The 17,418-nt window shown below is 65.2% G+C and carries 15 protein-coding genes; 4 read left to right on the top strand and 11 right to left on the bottom strand.

What is annotated here, in order from left to right:
- Positions 1-93 precede the first annotated feature (93 nt).
- The 4 genes from FHS79_RS04775 to FHS79_RS04760 all read right to left on the bottom strand — a co-directional run bounded on the left by FHS79_RS04775 (position 94) and on the right by FHS79_RS04760 (position 3,561).
- On the bottom strand, positions 94-1,056 hold the full coding sequence (locus FHS79_RS04775) for a TlpA family protein disulfide reductase (RefSeq protein ID WP_184196208.1): 963 nt from the start codon (positions 1,054-1,056) through the stop codon (positions 94-96).
- Positions 1,053-2,354, bottom strand: a complete 1,302-nt coding sequence (locus tag FHS79_RS04770) for an acyl-CoA thioester hydrolase/BAAT C-terminal domain-containing protein (RefSeq protein ID WP_184196205.1) — start codon at positions 2,352-2,354, stop codon at positions 1,053-1,055. The genes FHS79_RS04775 and FHS79_RS04770 overlap by 4 nt, the downstream gene beginning before the upstream one ends.
- Positions 2,355-2,455: 101 nt before the next feature.
- Positions 2,456-3,286 carry a LytR/AlgR family response regulator transcription factor gene (locus FHS79_RS04765; RefSeq protein ID WP_184196202.1) on the bottom strand — a complete coding sequence of 277 codons (831 nt, stop codon included), beginning with the start codon at positions 3,284-3,286 and terminating at the stop codon, positions 2,456-2,458.
- 62 nt (positions 3,287-3,348) lie between these two features.
- Positions 3,349-3,561, bottom strand: a complete 213-nt coding sequence (locus FHS79_RS04760; RefSeq protein WP_243452662.1) for a DUF1192 family protein — start codon at positions 3,559-3,561, stop codon at positions 3,349-3,351.
- A gap of 50 nt (positions 3,562-3,611) precedes the next feature.
- Here FHS79_RS04760 and FHS79_RS04755 point away from each other — a divergent pair, with 50 nt between their 5' ends.
- Positions 3,612-4,616: an NAD(P)H-quinone oxidoreductase gene (locus FHS79_RS04755; protein WP_184196195.1), complete on the top strand. Its 1,005-nt coding sequence runs from the start codon at positions 3,612-3,614 to the stop codon at positions 4,614-4,616.
- A gap of 124 nt (positions 4,617-4,740) precedes the next feature.
- On the top strand, positions 4,741-5,421 hold the full coding sequence (locus FHS79_RS04750; protein WP_184196505.1) for a DUF1013 domain-containing protein: 681 nt from the start codon (positions 4,741-4,743) through the stop codon (positions 5,419-5,421).
- A gap of 201 nt (positions 5,422-5,622) precedes the next feature.
- On the opposite strand, the gene FHS79_RS04745 is transcribed toward FHS79_RS04750, so the two are convergent.
- The 3 genes from FHS79_RS04745 to FHS79_RS04735 all read right to left on the bottom strand — a co-directional run bounded on the left by FHS79_RS04745 (position 5,623) and on the right by FHS79_RS04735 (position 9,991).
- Positions 5,623-8,067, bottom strand: a complete 2,445-nt coding sequence (locus FHS79_RS04745) for a S8 family peptidase (protein WP_184196192.1) — start codon at positions 8,065-8,067, stop codon at positions 5,623-5,625.
- 31 nt (positions 8,068-8,098) lie between these two features.
- Complete coding sequence (locus FHS79_RS04740) at positions 8,099-9,130, bottom strand: AAA family ATPase (protein ID WP_184196189.1); 1,032 nt, start codon at positions 9,128-9,130, stop codon at positions 8,099-8,101.
- Positions 9,131-9,508: 378 nt separating this feature from the next.
- On the bottom strand, positions 9,509-9,991 hold the full coding sequence (locus tag FHS79_RS04735; RefSeq protein WP_184196187.1) for a cupin domain-containing protein: 483 nt from the start codon (positions 9,989-9,991) through the stop codon (positions 9,509-9,511).
- Between the two features lie 181 nt (positions 9,992-10,172).
- Here FHS79_RS04735 and FHS79_RS04730 point away from each other — a divergent pair, with 181 nt between their 5' ends.
- Positions 10,173-11,279 carry an alkaline phosphatase D family protein gene (locus FHS79_RS04730; protein WP_184196184.1) on the top strand — a complete coding sequence of 369 codons (1,107 nt, stop codon included), beginning with the start codon at positions 10,173-10,175 and terminating at the stop codon, positions 11,277-11,279.
- On the opposite strand, the gene FHS79_RS04725 is transcribed toward FHS79_RS04730, so the two are convergent.
- The gene (locus tag FHS79_RS04725) at positions 11,270-12,313 is read right to left on the bottom strand and encodes a coiled-coil domain-containing protein (protein ID WP_184196181.1); all 1,044 of its coding nucleotides are present in this window, start codon (positions 12,311-12,313) and stop codon (positions 11,270-11,272) included. The two genes, FHS79_RS04730 and FHS79_RS04725, sit on opposite strands and share 10 nt — an antisense overlap.
- A gap of 82 nt (positions 12,314-12,395) precedes the next feature.
- Here FHS79_RS04725 and FHS79_RS04720 point away from each other — a divergent pair, with 82 nt between their 5' ends.
- The gene (locus FHS79_RS04720; protein WP_184196178.1) at positions 12,396-13,469 is read left to right on the top strand and encodes a glycosyltransferase family 4 protein; all 1,074 of its coding nucleotides are present in this window, start codon (positions 12,396-12,398) and stop codon (positions 13,467-13,469) included.
- On the opposite strand, the gene FHS79_RS04715 is transcribed toward FHS79_RS04720, so the two are convergent.
- From FHS79_RS04715 to FHS79_RS04705, 3 genes are all read right to left on the bottom strand, one after another.
- Positions 13,448-14,260 carry an alpha/beta fold hydrolase gene (locus FHS79_RS04715; RefSeq protein WP_184196175.1) on the bottom strand — a complete coding sequence of 271 codons (813 nt, stop codon included), beginning with the start codon at positions 14,258-14,260 and terminating at the stop codon, positions 13,448-13,450. The two genes, FHS79_RS04720 and FHS79_RS04715, sit on opposite strands and share 22 nt — an antisense overlap.
- 7 nt (positions 14,261-14,267) lie before the next feature.
- On the bottom strand, positions 14,268-14,822 hold the full coding sequence (locus tag FHS79_RS04710) for a VOC family protein (RefSeq protein ID WP_243452661.1): 555 nt from the start codon (positions 14,820-14,822) through the stop codon (positions 14,268-14,270).
- A 294-nt stretch (positions 14,823-15,116) separates the two neighbouring features.
- Positions 15,117-17,321 (bottom strand): TonB-dependent receptor, encoded by a 2,205-nt coding sequence (locus tag FHS79_RS04705; RefSeq protein ID WP_243452660.1) that lies wholly within the window; start codon positions 17,319-17,321, stop codon positions 15,117-15,119.
- Between the last annotated feature and the right edge of the window lie 97 nt (positions 17,322-17,418).

The raw sequence follows: 17,418 nt of genomic DNA, 5'->3' as shown, positions 1-17,418 counted from the left end.
GCGCATGAAACGCGACTGGCCGGTTTCAAACTTTCAAGAGGCAGATTGCGCAAGCGCCAGATCTGTCACTGTGCGGGAACAGGTCTGCATCACTCAGCCAATAGCCCGAGAAACCATTTGCTCAACATCGGCGACGTCGGTTGCAGTGCCGATGATCCGGCCATCGCCGCCCACCACGACATAGAAGGGATAGGCGCTGTTCAGCCATTCTGATGAAACCCGCCCCGAAGGCCCGGTCCACAGATGGACACCGGGATGTGGCTTTCGCTGCAACCATTTCTGAACGGTCTTCGGGCTGTCATCACCGCTGACCGAAACCAGACGAAGCTGCGGGTTGGCAGTGGCCATGGCCTTCAGCCGTGGCAGCGCGGCGATGCAAGGCGGACACCATGTCGCCCAGAAGTCCAAAACCATCGGCCGCCCATGCAAATCAGCCGGATCGGGCCTGCGGCCATCGATGGTTGGCGCCGTGATAGCCGGCAACGGCGCGCCAGGGCTCAGCGCTTCCGCCTGGAACAGCATGGCACTCGCCACATTGGCGAGGCGTGGAGGATCGCCGGCCCCCATCAGGGTGCTCGTTGTGGACCCGGCGGTGCGCGACAATGTCCGCAGCGCGGCCAGGCCCTGCGCCCGCCGGCCTTCGGCCAGATCACGCCGCGCCAGCAACAGCCGCGCGCTGGCGCGCACCTCCGGCGCAAGGGTCTGGGCAGCCAGCCTTCGCAACTGCCCGGTTGCATCCGGCAGCGCGCTGCCGTCCCACCAGCCTTCCAGTATCGGCGCCAAGCGCTTGTCGTCACGGTGGCGCGTCACCAGCCAATTCCACGCCGCCTGTGCATCCCGGTCGCTGCCCCATTTCAGCAACAGCGCCTGAGCGCGCATCCCGGCGGCATCATCGGTTGTGCCGACCTGGCGCAGGGCGGCCAGCGCCGGCGCCCGCGCGGTCTGGGCCGCCGGCCCGGCACTGCTGGCCCAGATCACCTGCTGTTGGCGGTCCACCTCGGCCATGCGGTCTGGGGCAGTGCCGGCAGCAAGGGCCATCAGGATCAGCATGTTCATCGTGTCATCTCCGGCAAGAGGGTGCTCTTCAGAAAGGCGATAGTGGCGGCCCATGCGGTGCTTCGCGCGCCAGCCAGGCCATTGGCGGTGCCGCCATTGGCCAGCATCGGTGCGATAGGTTCGGTACCGGGACCGGCCAGCGCGTGGCCGGCATCGGGCCAAGTGAGCACTGCGGTGGTGAGGCCGGCGGCAGCCCGGCGATTCGCCATGGCGCGGGCCATGGGCCCGGATGGCCACACACGGTCATCATCGCCGCCGATCAGCAGCATCTGGCCAGCATAGTCCTCCACCTTGATGGTGGCCGCTGCAATCCGTTCCGGATAGGCGGCGCGGCCTGCAATATGCGGTCGGCGCGCCTCCATCCGTTCACCGCGCTGCAGGCGTGCCAGTTCCAGATCGAATCCCAGATAGGGCACGAAGGGCAAAGGCCTGTTCTCCCAGCTGAAGGATGCGGTGGCCGGCCCTGCGCGGCCCCAGCCTTCCCACACCACATCGCTGGGGACGACGCCCACAATGGCCGTGATCCAGGGCAGGCGGCTGGCGGCCAGCACGGCAAATTCGCCGCCCTTGGACACGCCCCAGATGGCCACGCGGCGGCCATCCAGATCGCGTTGGCCGTCGATCCATGCCTTCACCGAAATCAGCCGGTCTGCCGGGATGTCGGTGAAGCTTGTGGGCAACCCCGGCACAAAGTCTGCCGGATCGTATCCCGGCGAATAATAGGGCAGCCCCAGCACGGCAAAACCCTGCGCCGCCAGCATCGGCGCATAGGTCTTGGCAGTGAACGCGCCGCCTTCCGAGCCACCGAGCACGATCACGACAGGCAAGCGACCTTTCTTGCCGGAGGGCCGCGCCAGCATGGCGCCGGGAAAATCCGGCACGCTGCGCTGGGCAACCCCCATGGGCCATGCCGGCACCGAAAGCGCCAGGCGCTCGCCGCTACTGGTGGTGGCCACCAGCGTGGCGTCACCATCGGCGGGCACTGACGTGTTGCCAGCCCGTTGCATGCTCCAGAATGGCCCGCTGCTCGACACATCGGCATAGCTGCCCGCGATCGGCGCATCGCGCGACGTGTCGATCGTGCCGTCGGCTGCTGCGACGAAGCGCGTTTCGCTCCGCTGCCCGCCCCCCGCCCAGCCGATGTGCCGTTCAGCCACCAGGGTGACGGTACTGCCCGCCGCCAAGCCGGCGATGCGGATGGGGGCCGGATTGGAATCGGACAGGCTTCCCGGCCCGGTGAATGTGGCGGCGGGCAATGGCGCAGCGGTCAAAAGCAACGACAGCAGGGGCACGCGCATGGGGGCTCCGACGAAAGGAATGAGCCACTGGCGTGCCGAATTCGCGAGCGCCTGCGCAAAAAAAGCCGTGAACCGACACGACGGCCGGCGAACCGCCAGCTTCAGACCATGAATGATCGCAGCAACTGCGCACCAGCACGGCTGCTGGTCACCGAATCGCCGCTGCGCATGTGCAACGTCAGTCGGCCATTGCCGGCGGGTTCGGCGCGCTGCAGGTGATCGAAATTGATGATGGTGGACCGGTGCACCCGCAGAAAGCGTGCTGGATCAAGCCGTGCTTCGAATTCGCCAAGGCTGAGCCGCACGAGGTGCCGGCCGGCCATGGTCGCCACTTCGGCATAGTCCTGGGCGCCTTCGATCAGGACGATGTCGCGCACCAGCACCGGAGTCATCTCGTCTCCGGTCTTGGTGAGATAGCGTTCAAGCCGCGGTGCACTGTCGTCCACAATCGTCAGGTTGGCCGCCGCCCGGCCACCACGGATGGCATAGCAGGTGGCGGCAATCGCTGCATAAATCACCAGACCCTGAAATACCTGCCACGTGAACGCCGGCCCGGAAAAGCCGCGGATGGTGAAGATGCCGCTGCCAAGCCCGCTGAAGAAGGCCAGCATGATGACCACGCCCGCATACCAGAATGTGGCGAACGAGGCCGCCAGCCCGATATGGGCGGCCATCTGGCGGGGGACCGAAAGCTTCATCACCTGATCACGCAACAGGCTGTGCGTCATCATCGCGAGTAGCAGCAGCGGCACTACATTGGCCAGCGCATCACGGCCTGCGCGCAGCGGCGATGACGGCACCGTGTTGATGAAGACGACGCTGTACAGCAGCCAAAGTACCAGACCACCGCCGAGCCACAAGGCACGCGGACTTGGTGGAAGGAGAGAGGGGCTGGAGGCAACCATGTTGTCGATAGGGGTTGGATCCTGCATGCCGTCCTTATGCCATACACTGCGGTCGGCATGCCATAAGGCCCCAACCGCCGGAGGCACCCCTACCCCTTCCGAAAAAGCTCATCCGCCGCCGACCGCAACGCCGACGCACTCGCCAGCCGCGTCCGGCACCGCGCAATCTCGCCTTCCAGCACGGCAATCCGCGTCTCCACCTCGCCCTGCCCCATCCGGTCGAGGTCCTGCGCCACCAGCTCCGCCAGCGGCCCGCTCGTCTTTTTCGCCGGCAGAATCTCGTCCATGTCCATGTCCGCCATGGTTGACCGCCCCGCCCGCCGCGTCAATATCCGCCGCCAGGAGCATTGCCATGACCAGCATCCCCACCACCATGACCGCCATCGATCCCGCCGCCCCCGGCGGCCCCGAGGTCCTCCTCCCCGTCCAGCGCCCCGTTCCCACCCCCGGTCCGGAAGACGTCCTCGTCCGCGTCGCCGCCGCCGGCGTCAACCGGCCGGACGTGCTTCAGCGCCTCGGCCTCTACCCCATGCCCCCCGGAACCCCCAGCATCCCCGGCCTGGAGATCGCCGGCACCATCGTCGCCGTCGGTGATGCCGTCTCCCGCTGGCGCCCCGGCGACCAGGTCTGCGCCCTCGTCCCCGGCGGCGGCTATGCCGAATATTGCACCGCCCCCGCCGGCCAGTGCCTCCCCGTCCCCGCCGGCATGGCCCTCACGGACGCGGCGGGCCTCCCCGAAACCTGGTTCACCGTCTGGTCCAATGTCGTCGACCGCGGCCGCGCCCGCAGCGGCGAAACCATCCTCGTCCACGGCGGCACCTCCGGCATCGGCGTCACGGCCATCAAGCTCGCAAAAGTCCTCGGCCTGCGCATCATCGTCACCGCCGGCAGCCCCGAGAAAACCGCCGCCGCCCTCACCCTCGGCGCCCACGCCGCCATCGATTACAAATCCCAGGATTTCGTCGAAGAAGTCCGCACCCTCACCCAAGGCCGCGGCGTCGATCTGGTGCTGGACATGGTCGGCGGCGATTATCTCCCCCGCAATCTCAAATGCCTCGCCGAAGACGGCCGCCACGTCTCCATCGCCTTCCAGCGCGGCAACACCGCCGAGCTCGATCTCACGGCCGTCATGCGCAAGCGCCTCACCCTCACCGGCTCCATGCTCCGCCCCCGCAGCATCGCCTTCAAGACCGCCATCGCCGAAACCCTCGAAGGTGCGGTCTGGCCCGAATTCGAATCCGGCCGCCTCCAGCCCGTCACCGATCGCATCTTTCCGCTGGCAGAAGCCGCCGAAGCCCATCGCCGCATGGAAGCCGGGTCCCATGTCGGCAAGATCATCCTGTCAGTCACACCTTGATTTGGGCGCCCCGGCGGCGTAGGGTCAAGCCTGCAAGCCGTCCCCGAGGGGCGGCTGTTTTTATTTCGGAAAGATAGGGTTCCCCGCCATGGCCATCACCCCCAACCGCCCCGTCACCCCGCTCATGCCCCACGCCACCGCCGCCTGGCTGGTGGACAACACTGCGCTGGCCTTCGAGCAGATCGCCACCTTCTGCGGCCTCCACATCCTCGAAATCCAGGCCATCGCCGACGATACCGCCCAGACCAAGCTCACCGGCCGCGATCCCATCCGCTCGGGCGAGCTCACGCAGGACGAGATCGACAAGGGCCAGAACAACCCCGATTACGCCATCAAGCTCTCGCGCATGCCCGAGCAGCAGCGCCGCACCTCCGGCCCGCGCTACACCCCCGTCAGCAAGCGGCAGGACAAGCCGGACGGTATTCTCTGGGTCATCAAGAACCATCCCGAAATCACCGACAACCAGATCTCCAAGCTGATCGGCACCACCAAGACGACCATCGCCGCCATCCGCGACAAGAGCCACTGGAACTACGCCAACCTCCAGCCACGCGATCCCGTCACCCTCGGCCTCACCTCGCAACGCGAAATGGACGCCCTCGTCTCCGCCGCCGCCAAAAAGGCCGGCATCGACACCTCCCCCGATCTCGGCAAACTCGGTGAAGACCGCGCCGCCCTCGTCGCCGAACTCCAGGCCGAACGCATCGCCGCCGCCGCCGCCGCCGAAGCCGCCGCCAACGGCGAAGAAGCCCGCCCCGAGCCGACGACGGCGCTGGAACGCGGCGAAGCGCTGTTCCGCAAGTAGGGGTTTAGGACAGAAGAAGCCTCCGGCGGCTGGGGCCTCAGGCCCCAGACCCCTCGGTCGCCTGCAGCAACGATCCCACTCGTCAAACATACTCGCAGTGATGTAAGTCGCAGTGCTGGGGGAATAAGGTTCGCTGGCGGCGAGAAATGAGCGACCGTGCGCCACCTCGCGATCGTTCCTACTTTCGGACCTGCAGTCCGATCATGTGCTGGCGCGCACTTGGGGTTGAAGGCGTTGTCGCACCTGTTCGTATATTCCAACAACTCCAGGCATTGCGATGGTAACCGCAAGGCCGAACGGGATTGGGTCGTCCACCGCCGACCCCTGATCTGGATCTCGCTGGATTGACAAAACTATGCTGTGATTAGGGCCCACGATAGGCGCGCGGTCGCCGCGCCAACAGCGTGTAAACACGGTACCACGATTAGTCTGATTGGTATCGGGCTGGTCGCTATGAGCTCCGACTGTAAGATCACCAAGACCGGTTGGCTCCAAAATCCTCAGCCGACACGTCCGATAACGCTTACGTCCCGGAGCTACCGGGGTAAACCATGCTAAGGTTGCAGAGAGGGAGTGAAGTCGCGCTTGGCCTGAGATGGCCTGAGGTATCGGCACCGTTACATTGACAATCCTGTTGGCATGAAGAGTGCCGGTGGCCCAAAACGTTGCACGGTCCTCCGCACAGGCTACGGCCTCATCGGCATCGACCCAACCAAAACCCAAAAAGCGCCGGATGTTGTCTTTCTGCCGGACATGCTGACGCCCATCAGCAGGACCTAACACCTCACGAATTAGAGCCGCAGACTCCGCTGGCCAAGTAGCAGGATGGACGAGCAAGGCCTTAAGTAGCACCGCGCGTTGATGTTGTACAAGACTAGTGAAGAGTTCGCCGTATGCAGCCTCTAGTGCGTCGTGGATTCGATGACACGTACGCGTGGCAAGCGCGGTGGCTGCGCTTGTACCGCAAGTAAAGGTTTCGGAACTTTCTCGGCCTGCAGCCGGTGGCGCAGCGACTTTGAGTCCCGCAAATCGCGAGGGTCCGACCGGCCGGACATCGATATGATCGTGATTGCGTACCACCATCACATGCTCACGACTGCCCGGCATAAGAATATCGGGCTTCACCGAACGCGCGAAGCCCGGTCCTAGGGTGCTCGACGGATTTGCAAGCCTATGACCAGGGAATGGGTCAACATTGACGCGCGCTGCGACCCGAGCCGCTGGGTCAATTGCATCATCATTGCACGCACCAACAGTGATCCCATTAACAGTCTCTGCGGGCGCAAACAGTCGACGGTCTGCAACAATCGCTCCCAAGGCTCGCACAATAGCGACTGCACGAGCACGACCATTTGCGGCCTCGAGCTCTGCGCGGCTAATGAATCCTGGCACCCCGAACGAGCCGCTAGAATTGCCTGCACTGACTAAGAAGAGCACGCCAAACTGATAGGCCAGCCGATCAAGCAACCTTGCCCAAGCCGAGAGCTGGCCATGAAAGGGCCGCCGCTTATTGCCTAGGGATAAGTTAACCAGAATCACGTTTGGAGCGGTCGGCGCGTCTCCTGCTCGCATCCGGACAATTGCGAGGTAGATCAAGTCTACAATAAGCCGATCCTCGGGAAAAGCGTCCTGATTGCCAAGGACAGGAACAACGTGCACCCGTCGCGGGATCGGAGCTTCTGGACGATTGCGATCTCCGTGTATGATAAGTGAAGCCATAGCCGTACCATGCATACGGTTGGCGACTAAAGCTCCGCGTTCGAGGTCGAACGCGTCGTCAAGAACTACGTGCCGATTAACGAGTGGGTGAGCAGCCACCGGTACTCCGTCTAACAATGCAGCAATGGGCTCTCCCAATGCTGTGGCGCCAGCGACCAGCTCTGCTGAGGGCTCAGGGTCCGCAGTTTCAATGCTAGTCGCTGAGCTTTGGGGCCGAATATGCATTACGGCTTCAAGGCCAAGGATTCCCCCGACCCTCTGTTCTATCATTTCGCGAACGCTTCGGACCGTGAGATCAACCAACAATGCGTGGTATGCGATGTCGTCAATTCGAGCGGAGGAGATGACTCGGCCACCGCGCCTAATTACGTCTGTCCGAACGTCATCTTCGCTGCGGACACCAAAAGCGCGCTGGGCACGAAAAATGAGTTCAATTTCTAACCGGACAAACTCGTCTTCACCCCGGCCTTCGATTTCATCAGCAAGTTGCGCCGCGTCAGCAGGCTGAACGCGATCCTGTGGCCCCCATGTACGGAGTTCACGAAGCGTCTGAAAAACATCACGCCAAGGCGTTTCGCCCATAACAAGCTGCCCTCGCAGCCAGCGCCGCCAAAGCGACTCAAGCTGCCGCAACGCCTCAATGTCGGGCATCATGAGGTAGGCAACGGGCTCTTTGTCATCTTCATCAGAAGACAGTTCTTCTTCATCGACCAGCTCCAAGCCCGGCACACGCCGAATGGCAGTGGCGAACGCACTAACCGCCCCGCGAACTTCAAATACCAACAGCCGTTCTGGTGCCAGTGCAGTTGGATCGGCGCGAAGCTCGATCGGGTTTGCTCCACGATCGAGGACTTGCGCTAAGCGCGCAAATTTCGGCCCCACAGTGCCGCGCTGACGAGCGACATCAAAGGGCTCGGGACGAGGCATCGCTCGTTGCACGCCGGTAGGACGGGGTTGGTCAGCTTGAGGAACGAGCCTCAGCAGCGGCTTGGTGGGATCGCTCGGCATTGAGTGCTTCAGGCGTTACGCGAGAAGACCACAGGCCAATTTCCAGTTGCAACGCTTCTTCAATGCCTAACTCCCCCAAACCCAAAATTTGCCGCCGACGCACGTTCTGACAAAAATCAAGTGCTTCGGCATAGCTTACATACCCAAGCTTGCCTGCAATTCGCGACGGCTGCAATCTAGGACGTTCCGGCCAGCGTTCAATAATTTGATCTAAAAATGCCGTGATCATTTTCCGATCCGGAGAAGGAAACGACAGCCTCATTTGAAAGCGGCGCCAAACAGCACTATCGAGTAGCTCCCCGTGATTAGTCGCCGCAACGACGAGAACGTAGCTTGGAAGCTGGTCAAGTTGCTGCAAAAGGAATGACACGACACGCTTGATCTCACCTGTCTCGTGAGTGTCTCCCCGCTCTTTGCCGATCGCATCGAATTCATCGAAAAACAACACGCATGGCTGAGTCCTGACATAATCGAAAAGCCGCCGAAGCCGCGCGTTGGTTTCGCCTAGATAACTGCCAATCAACGCATCATACCGGACAACAAAAAATGGCAGCGCTAGGGCTTCCGCCACCCCTTCGGCAAAGGATGTCTTGCCATTTCCTGGTGGTCCCGACAGCAAAATGCGATGACGAGGTTCATAGCCATGAGCCCGCAGCACATCTGCTCGCGCATGCTCACTAACTAACTGGCGGCCACTCTCTCTGACCGGCAGCGGGAGAATCAATTCGTCTAGGCGTATCCGGGGGACGAGTTCTAGTATCGTATCTCGTCCGTTATTTGACGTCGCATGCAACTGCGCACTTGTAAGCGCCGGCGGCGTTATTGGTACTGCAGACAAGGCACGCTGCAGGCGATCGGCAACGATGTGATGATTTTTTGCACGTTCATCCGCCATCAAGGCTTCTGCAGTCGCACGCAGCATTTCTCTATCGCCGGCTGCGCCAGCGCGTACGAGCGAGACAACTAAATCGCTGCGAGTCATAGGCCGAACAAACTCACCCCCAACATGAATCGCCTTTCGGCATGTAGCATTCTACGCAAATTTACACGATCTGTCGCATTACGATGCTAAAAATGTGACAGGTCGGAACCTTGCGAGTTAGAACGTGCCGGGGGTATCTGTCCAAAGCTGAACGGTGTCCGCAAGGGGTGCGCTGCCAACCGGGCAGACGCCATCACTGCCCGAACACTCCCCCACAACCCACCCGCGCCATACAATCAAGCCCCCTTATGACGCTTTCGGCTCCACAGCCTTTGCCGGCCGCCGCACAAACAGCATGAAGCGCGCCCACCCTTTGAACAGGATCAGACGGGTGCCCGACAGCCCCAAAGCCGACACCCGGCTGACAAAGCCGCGCGATCACCCGTGCTTGTCAGCCACCTTCGCCGGCTGCACCGACCAGCTCGCCGGCTCGTCGTCATCCTCATCCGCTTCGGCGATCTCGGCCGTCTCGTGCACCCTGCCCGGCGCATGGTGCACGGGGGCGTAGATGGCATAGACCTGCATCGGCGTGTCCCCGATGTTGGTGATGTTGTGCCAGGCGCCCGCCGGCACCAGCACACACCAGCCGTCGGACACTTCCCGGTCGAAGGTCAGCTCGTCCTTGGCCGGGCCCATCTGCACACGGCCCTTGCCGGCATCGAGCCGCAGGAACTGGTCGGTTTCGGGATGCGCTTCCAGCCCGATATCCTCGCCGACCGGAATCGACATCAGCGTCACCTGCAGATACCGCCCGCTCCACGCCACCGAACGATAATCGGTGTTGTCCTGCGTCGCCTGCTCGATGTCGAACGCCTGCGGCTTCGGCCCGATATCTTCGATCCTGTGCGCGTCCCGGCCCATGATTGCTCTCCCCCTCGATGACTGTGATGCACAGCCGCGCGCTGCCACCAACAAGGGCAGGCACAGGCAGAATGCCCGACACGCGAAATGGTTCCCCCCCGTTCAGAATTGCGACCTCCTACAATTCACACCCCTGTCACAAACCCCTGCTTCAACCGCCCCACCAACAGGGGCACCGCACATGCTGACCAGACGCACCTTCCTCGGCAGCATAGCCGCCACCACCGCCCTCGCCGGCTGCACCACGTCAGGCCCCAGCTTCCCCACCCTCGCCGGCCGCCTCAGCATCCCCAAGGCGCCCACGCTGGCGCCAGACACCTTGCTCACCCGCATCGGCCTCGGCTCGTGCTTCAACCAGAACCGCCCCGGCACCCTGCTCGGCACCGCTCTGCGCACCAACCCCCAGCTGTTCCTGTTCATGGGGGACAATGTCTATGGAGACACCCGCTCCCCCGATCTCGATGAGCTCGTCGCCGCCTATGCCGCCGCCCTCGCCCGCCCCGATTACCGGCGTTTCCGCGAAGCCGTCCCCATCGCCGCCACCTGGGACGATCATGATTTCGGCCTCAACGATGCCGGCGCCACCTATGCCTACAAAAACCAGTCGCGCCCGCTGTTCTTCGATTTCTGGGATGTCCCCGCCGCCAGCCCCCGTCGCACCACCGGCGGCATCTACGAGAGCGCCATCACCGGCCCCACCGGTGCGCGCGTGCAGACCATCCTGCTCGATACCCGCAGCTTCCGCGACGATTGGACCCCAACCCCCGAACGCGGCGCCCCCGGCCGCGAAGCCTGGGTCGAAAACCCCGATCCATCGCGCACCGTGCTTGGGCCCGCCCAATGGGCCTGGCTCGAAGCCCAGCTCATGCAGCCCGCCGATATCCGCATCATCGTCACCTCATACCAGCTCATCGCCGATGGCCATGGCTATGAATGCTGGCGCCTCTTCCCCGCCGAGCGCGCCCGCTTCTACGCCCTGCTCGCCAAAACCCGCGCAAACGGCGTCATCCTCGTCTCGGGCGATCGCCACCGCGCCGGCATCTACCAGGAAGCGCGCGGCCTGCCCTATCCCCTCACCGAAATCACCGCCTCATCCTTCAACATGGGCAATAACGGTCCCCACCGCGAGGAAGCCGGCCCCAACCGCCTCGGCCCCAGCTTTTCAGCCAACAACATCGGCCTCCTCACCCTCGATTGGGACAAGCGCACCATCGGCGCCCAGATCCTCGACGCAGAAGATCGTGTCGTCCTCTCCCACGATATCGCGATGAACAGCCTTCAGGCCTGATCGGGCAACCGCCCCGCGGCCTCCCCCAGCCGCACATACAGCGCGCCAAAGTCCCCGCTGAGCATCGTCGCCGCCAGCGCCTCGCCGTCCCGGTCCCCCAGCAGCCGCGCCACCATCGCCTCGAAGCCATCCAGAAACCGCAACGCCGCCGTGCGGAACGCCGGATCATGCGCCAGGTGCCGCGCCAGCATCCGCTGGTCCGCCTCGCCCAGCAGCGCCCGCACGCTGCGCGGCAGCGCCGTGCGGTCGCCCCGCAGCCACGCCTGCCACACCGCCTCGGGCACCGGCAGCGCCAGCAGCCCCGCCAGCTCCGCCGTGTCGCTCCCCAGCCGCGTCATCAACGCATTCGCATCGCGCGCCAAGCTGCTCCGCTCGCGCGCCTCGGTCGCGTCCACAGCCGCCCGAATCGTCCCCAGCGGCCCCGCCAGCCGCTCGGCCGCCGTCTCGATGTCCGCCAGCCCTTGCTGCGCCCGCCCCAGCTCCGCCTCCAGCGCTCGCGCCAGGTCGTGCAGCCGCGTCTCGCCCTCGGCCACCGCGGCACTGCGCGCCGCCAGCGCCGTCAGCGTTGCCTCCATGTCCCGCACCTGCCCCCCCGAAGCCTCCAGCTGCGCCAGCACCGGCACGATAGCCGCCTGCAGCCGCTCGCCGGCACCCGCCACGGTCTCGGCATGGCGCGCAAGTGCTGCCACCTGGCCCCCCAGCGCCGGGCCTCTCCCATGCAGCTCGGCCGCCAGCGCGTTCGTCCGCGCCGCCACCACATCCAGCCCCGCCTCAATCCGCGCCAGCACCGCCTCGAGCGCTTCCGCCTCGCCGCGCACCTCCGCCAGCGCCGCACCGCGCCCATTCCCACGCCCCCGGCTCAACCCCTGCGCCAGCAGCGCCAGCGCCAGCAGTGCCACCGCCGCCGGCGGCAGCACATCGAGCGGCTGCACCTGCGGCCAGCTTTGTGCCACTGCCAGCCCTGCCCAGGCCAACGCCACCGCCAACAGCCCGAACACCGGCAGTTGCCGTACCAGATGCAAATCACGTCCCATGCGCCCTCTTATGAGCGCAGGCACTCCCACCGCCAGCAGTTTTGCGTTGACGAACCCTGTCCATTCGGGCGCAACCACCCCCATGCGCATCGCTTTCGACCATCAGATCTTCGCCACCCAGGCGCATGGCGGCATCTCGCGCTACATCGCACGCCTCGCCCCCGCCCTCGCATCACTCGGCCACACGCCCCAGATCATCGCCCCCCTCCACATCAACAGCTACCTGGCCCAGCTTCCCCCCGGCCTCGTCACCGGTCGCCATCTCCCCCCCGGCCGCTGGCAGGGCCGCCTCGCCCGCGCCGCCAGCGCCGCCCTCGCCCCCGCCCTCATCGCCGCAACGCGCCCCGATATCGTCCACGCCACCTATTATGCCCCCAGCGCCGCCCCTCGCGGCGCCCGCAAGCTGCTCACCGTCCACGACATGATCCACGAGAAATTCCCGCAAAGCTTCCCCGCCAAAGATCCCACCGCCGCCGCCAAGGCCGCCGCGGTCGAAGCTGCCGATCACATCCTCTGCAATTCCGCCAGCACCGAGGCCGATGTGCTCGCCATGCTCCCCCAGGCCCGCGGCAAGACCAGCGTCACCCTGCTCGGCTTCGATACCGCCTTCGCCGCAGCGCCCCCGCACACCCACAAGCGCCCCTATCTGCTCCACGTCGGCCCCCGCGCCGGCTACAAGAACTTCGCCGGGCTCATCGAAGCCCTTGCCGCCACCCCCGCCCTCGCCGATCTCGATCTCATCGCCGTCGGCGGCGGCGCCTTCACCGAAACCGAAGCCGCCAACCTCGCCCGCCTCGGCCTTGCGCCGCGCGTCCAGCAGCGCAGCGCCGACGATGCCACCCTCGCCAGCCTCTACGCCGGTGCGGCCGCCTTCGTGTACCCCTCGCTCTACGAAGGCTTCGGCATCCCGCCACTGGAAGCCATGGCCGCGGGCACGCCCGTCGTCGTCCACCGCGTCGCCTCGCTCCCCGAAGTCTGCGGCGCCGCGGCCGAATATGCCGAAACCGCCGATCCAGCCGCCCTCGGCGCCGCCATCGAGCGCGCCCTCCACAATCGCCCCGCCCTCATCGCCGCCGGCCGCACGCGCCTCGCCGCCTTCAGCTGGGCCGCCTGCGGCCAGGCGACCGAAGCCGCCTACGCCAAGGCACTCGCCTGACCGGCAAAATCCAGCACCGCCGCATCGAACGCCGCCGGCTCCTCCATCCCGCACAAATGCCCGCCCGGCAGCACCCGCAGCGCCGCCCCCGCCGCCGCCAGCGCATCCGCATTCGCCCGCCGCTGCGGCGTGTCATCGGCCCCCACCAGCGCCAGCACCGGAGCGCCGATACGCGCCACAACATCGGCCCCCACCTGCAGCGGCCGCCCGGCGCTGAGCAGATCGCGCCCGTCATACGCCGCCAGCATCGCGTCGAGCCGCGCCCGCGCCGGCCCCGCCGCCACCCGCGTCAGCGGATGCCCCGCCCAGCGCGCCCGCATCGTCATCGCATCGCCGCGCCGCATGTCCGCCCGCATCGCCGCCAGCGGTACCGCCTCATCCGCCGCCATCACCCCATCGAGCGCAGTCCCCTGCACGATCACCGAAAGCACCCGCTCGCCGGCCTTCGTCGCCGCCGCCAGCGCCACCTTCCCCCCTTGCGAGTTGCCGATCAGATGAAACCGCGCCACCCCAAGCGCATCCGCCACCGCCAGCACATCGTCGGGCTCCGCCGCCAGGTCCGCCGGCGCCGTCGATTCCCCAAAACCCCGCCTGTCGAACGCCACCAGCCGAAAATCCCGCGCCAGCCCCGCCTGCAGCGCCCACATCCGCCGGTCGAGCGTCCAGCCATGCAGCATAAGCAGCGCCGGCGCCCTCGCATCGCCCAGCACCGCGACCGGCAGCACCCCGCCCGCCACGGGCACCTCACCTTCCACGGCGCCGGGCCATACACCCCCCGCCACGCCGCGCATCAGCCGCTCAGGCGATGTGGCGATAGGGGTTGTTGTTGCGCCGGTCGCCGCCCAGCCAGCGCGCCAGCTCGGCCCGCGCCGTCGCCCGCCGCTCGGCATCCGCCGCCGCCGCACCCGGCTCGTCATGGGTGAACTCGAGGATCATCCCGTTCGGGTCCTTCACATACACCGAGCGGCAATAGCCATGCTCGAGCACATAAGTGTCGGGCTCGATAATCCCCGCCGCCGCAATCCGCGCCTCGATCTCGGCCTGTGCGTCCGGCGTCACCTGCAGCGCCACATGAATGAACGGGCTCGTCGGCAGCTCGGGGCCAAACTCCGCCTGGTCTTCCGGATCGGCAAACTGGAAGAACGCCAGCGCCGAGCCATCCGCCAGCTCGAAGAAGCAATGGCAATAGGTCCGCTCCTTGCCGAAAAGCTCGTCCATCTCGGTATACGTCGCCACCAGCGGCAGCCCGATCACATCCTCGTAAAACGCCCGCGTCGCCTCCAGGTCCTTCGACACATAGGCCGTATGGTGCAACCGGTTCGGCCTCATCAGCCCCATCACGTTCTGGCTCATCACATCCCCTCCTTCACCCAAAGCGCTTCACCGCAATAGCCGCCACCTGCGCCCGCTGGAAGCGCGCGCACCGCTCTCGGCGAGGCAAAGATGCCTCCGGCGGCTGGGGCCGACGGCCCCAGACCCCTGGAATTTTGCCGGTACAAGCCGAGGAGTCGGGTCCCGCGCCGCAGGCATTCAACTGCGCTGCGCGCGAACCCCGCCGAACAAAGCATCGCCTCCAAAACGGGGTCTGGGGCCCAAGGCCCCAGCCGCCGGAGGCCCTTTCTTCAAAAAGAACCTCCGGCCCCATCATCAGAACGCAAAACTCACCTCGGCCCCGAACCGCCGCGGCCGCCCCTTGAACACGAAGCCGCCCGGCGAGAACTCGGCATTGTACCGCTCGTCGAACAGGTTCGAGGCAAAGCCCGTCAGCGTCACCCCGCCGCTGGTGATCCCCACGCGCGCATCGACGATGTCGATCGGATCACGCGAGGTCGAGTTCTCGATGTCGAACCAGGTGCGCCCGGTGCGGCGATAGTCGAGGCGTGCCAGCAGCGACACGCTGTCGGTGATGTCGCCCTTGTACTGGCTCGAAAGGTTGAGCGTGTAGCGGCTCACCCCGGGCAAATTGTTGTCGATGAGGGCTGCATTGGCGAAGCGCTTGATGGCGCTGTCGGTGTAGCCATAGCCCAGAATGAAATCCAGACCAGGCGCCGCGCGCCAGGTCGCATCGACCTCGAAACCCTTCAACCGCGCTTCGGGCACATTGCCGAGGTTCTGCGTCGAGTTGGCGGCGAGGAAGACGAAGAAATAGCTGTTTTCCGACTTGGTGGTATAGGCGGCGAGGTTGAAGGTCAGCGCCCGGTCGGAGGTCTGCGTCTTGGCGCCGATTTCGAAGGTTTCCGCCACTTCGGCCTCGAAGATATCGCCCACGCCGACGATGCCGTTGCCGGCAGCGATGGCACCCACGCCGGTCTGGTTGAAGCCACCCGAACGGAAGCCGCGTGACCAGCCGCCGAACAGCGTCACTTCATCGACCGGCTTCCAGGTCAGCGTCGCCTTGGGCTGCCAGGCCGAGAACACCCGGCGGCGCACTTCGCCGGTGGTGGCGGGCGGGAAGCCGGGCAGGTTGGGCAGGAAGGCGGTGGGGGTCAGCGTGGTGTTGTCGCGGCGGTCGCGGTCGTAGCGCAGCGACCCATCGAAGCGCAGCTGGTCATTGATCTTCCAGATCACATTGCCGAACAGCGCCCAGGCAAAATTGTCGCCATCATCGGCGAGGAAGGAGAATTGCGGATTGATCGGGTTGGTCGAGGGCACGCGGAACACCGGGAACACGCCCTGGCCGGTGTCGATCAGATTGCCGGTCGAGATGTAGCGCTTGGTGCCGATCGCATAGCCGCCGGCGATCACCTGCAGCGGCCCGTCAGCGGGCGATTCATAGCGTAGCTCCTGGCTGACCGCGCTCACATCGAGATACTGGCTCTGGTTGAGGTCGAAGCCATTGCCCGGCCCGAAGATCGACTCGAACAGGTTGAAGAAGAAGGATTCGGGGATCGGCAGAAAGTCGAAGGCATCGCCGGTCAGGATCTCGGTCACCTTGTCATAGCTCGTCACCGAGGCGAACGTGCCGATGTCGCTTTCATGGGTGACGCGCAGGGCCACATTGTAGAGGTCGCGGTCGTTCTGCCCGGCATTGTTCACCCGCACCGGCAGCGAGGTGTCGTTCACGTCATTCACGATGTTGTAGTAGAAGGCCTGGGTCTTGAGCAGCCCGACCGAGCCGCGCAAGTCGAATGTCAACTCGGGCGTCGGCTCCCAGAGCAGGTTGGCGCGCAGGTTCAGATCCTTCACCGGGTCGGCATCCTCGCCGAGGAAGGTGTTGGGAATGAAGCCATTGGTATCATACCAGCTGCCCGCCACGCGGAACTTGAGCGTGTCCGAAAGCGGCCCCGACAAATTCCCGCGCAGATAATAGCCGAAGCCATTGTCGATGCCGGCGGTCAGCTTGCCCGAAAGTTCGTCGGTCGGCGCCTTGGAGGTGATGATGATGGCACCCCCGATGGCGTTGCGGCCATAGAGCCCGCCCTGCGGCCCCTTGAGCACTTCGATCTGCGCCACATCGACCAGCTCCTGGTTGAACTGCGCCGGGTTCACCTGCTGCACGCCATCGACGACCACCGCCACCGAAGGCTCGGAGTTGCGGTTCTGGCTGATGCCGCGGATGATCACGAACGCATTGCCGGCGTTCTGCGTCTCGATCAGATTGACGTTCGAAGTCAGCCCGATGAAGTCCCCCGGCCGCTCGATGCCGGCGGCAGTGATCGTCTCGGCATTGAAGGCAGTGATCGACGCCGGCACATCCTGCAGCGATTCCGCGCGCCGGGTGGCAGTGACGATAATCTCCCCCGGAATCTCGCCGGCACCCTCTTCCACCGTCGGCGCTTCCTGCGCCCGGGCCGCACCCATCGCCAGCGCCGAACCGGCAAGAAGGGCTGCAAACAGTCGAAGCTTGGCCATGGCAATCATCCCCCAGAAGCGCGCTGCCATCATCCACAGCCGGAATTGCGCCGCACGGGCTCCCGATCTGCTGGCAGGTCATTCCGGCCTATGCTGA

Origin of the sequence: Polymorphobacter multimanifer, from assembly GCF_014205635.1 — a bacterium.
GTDB classification, from domain to species: domain Bacteria; phylum Pseudomonadota; class Alphaproteobacteria; order Sphingomonadales; family Sphingomonadaceae; genus Sandarakinorhabdus; species Sandarakinorhabdus multimanifer.
The sequence above is the reverse complement of the archived record's forward strand: the minus strand, read 5'-3'. Positions and strand labels throughout refer to the sequence as shown.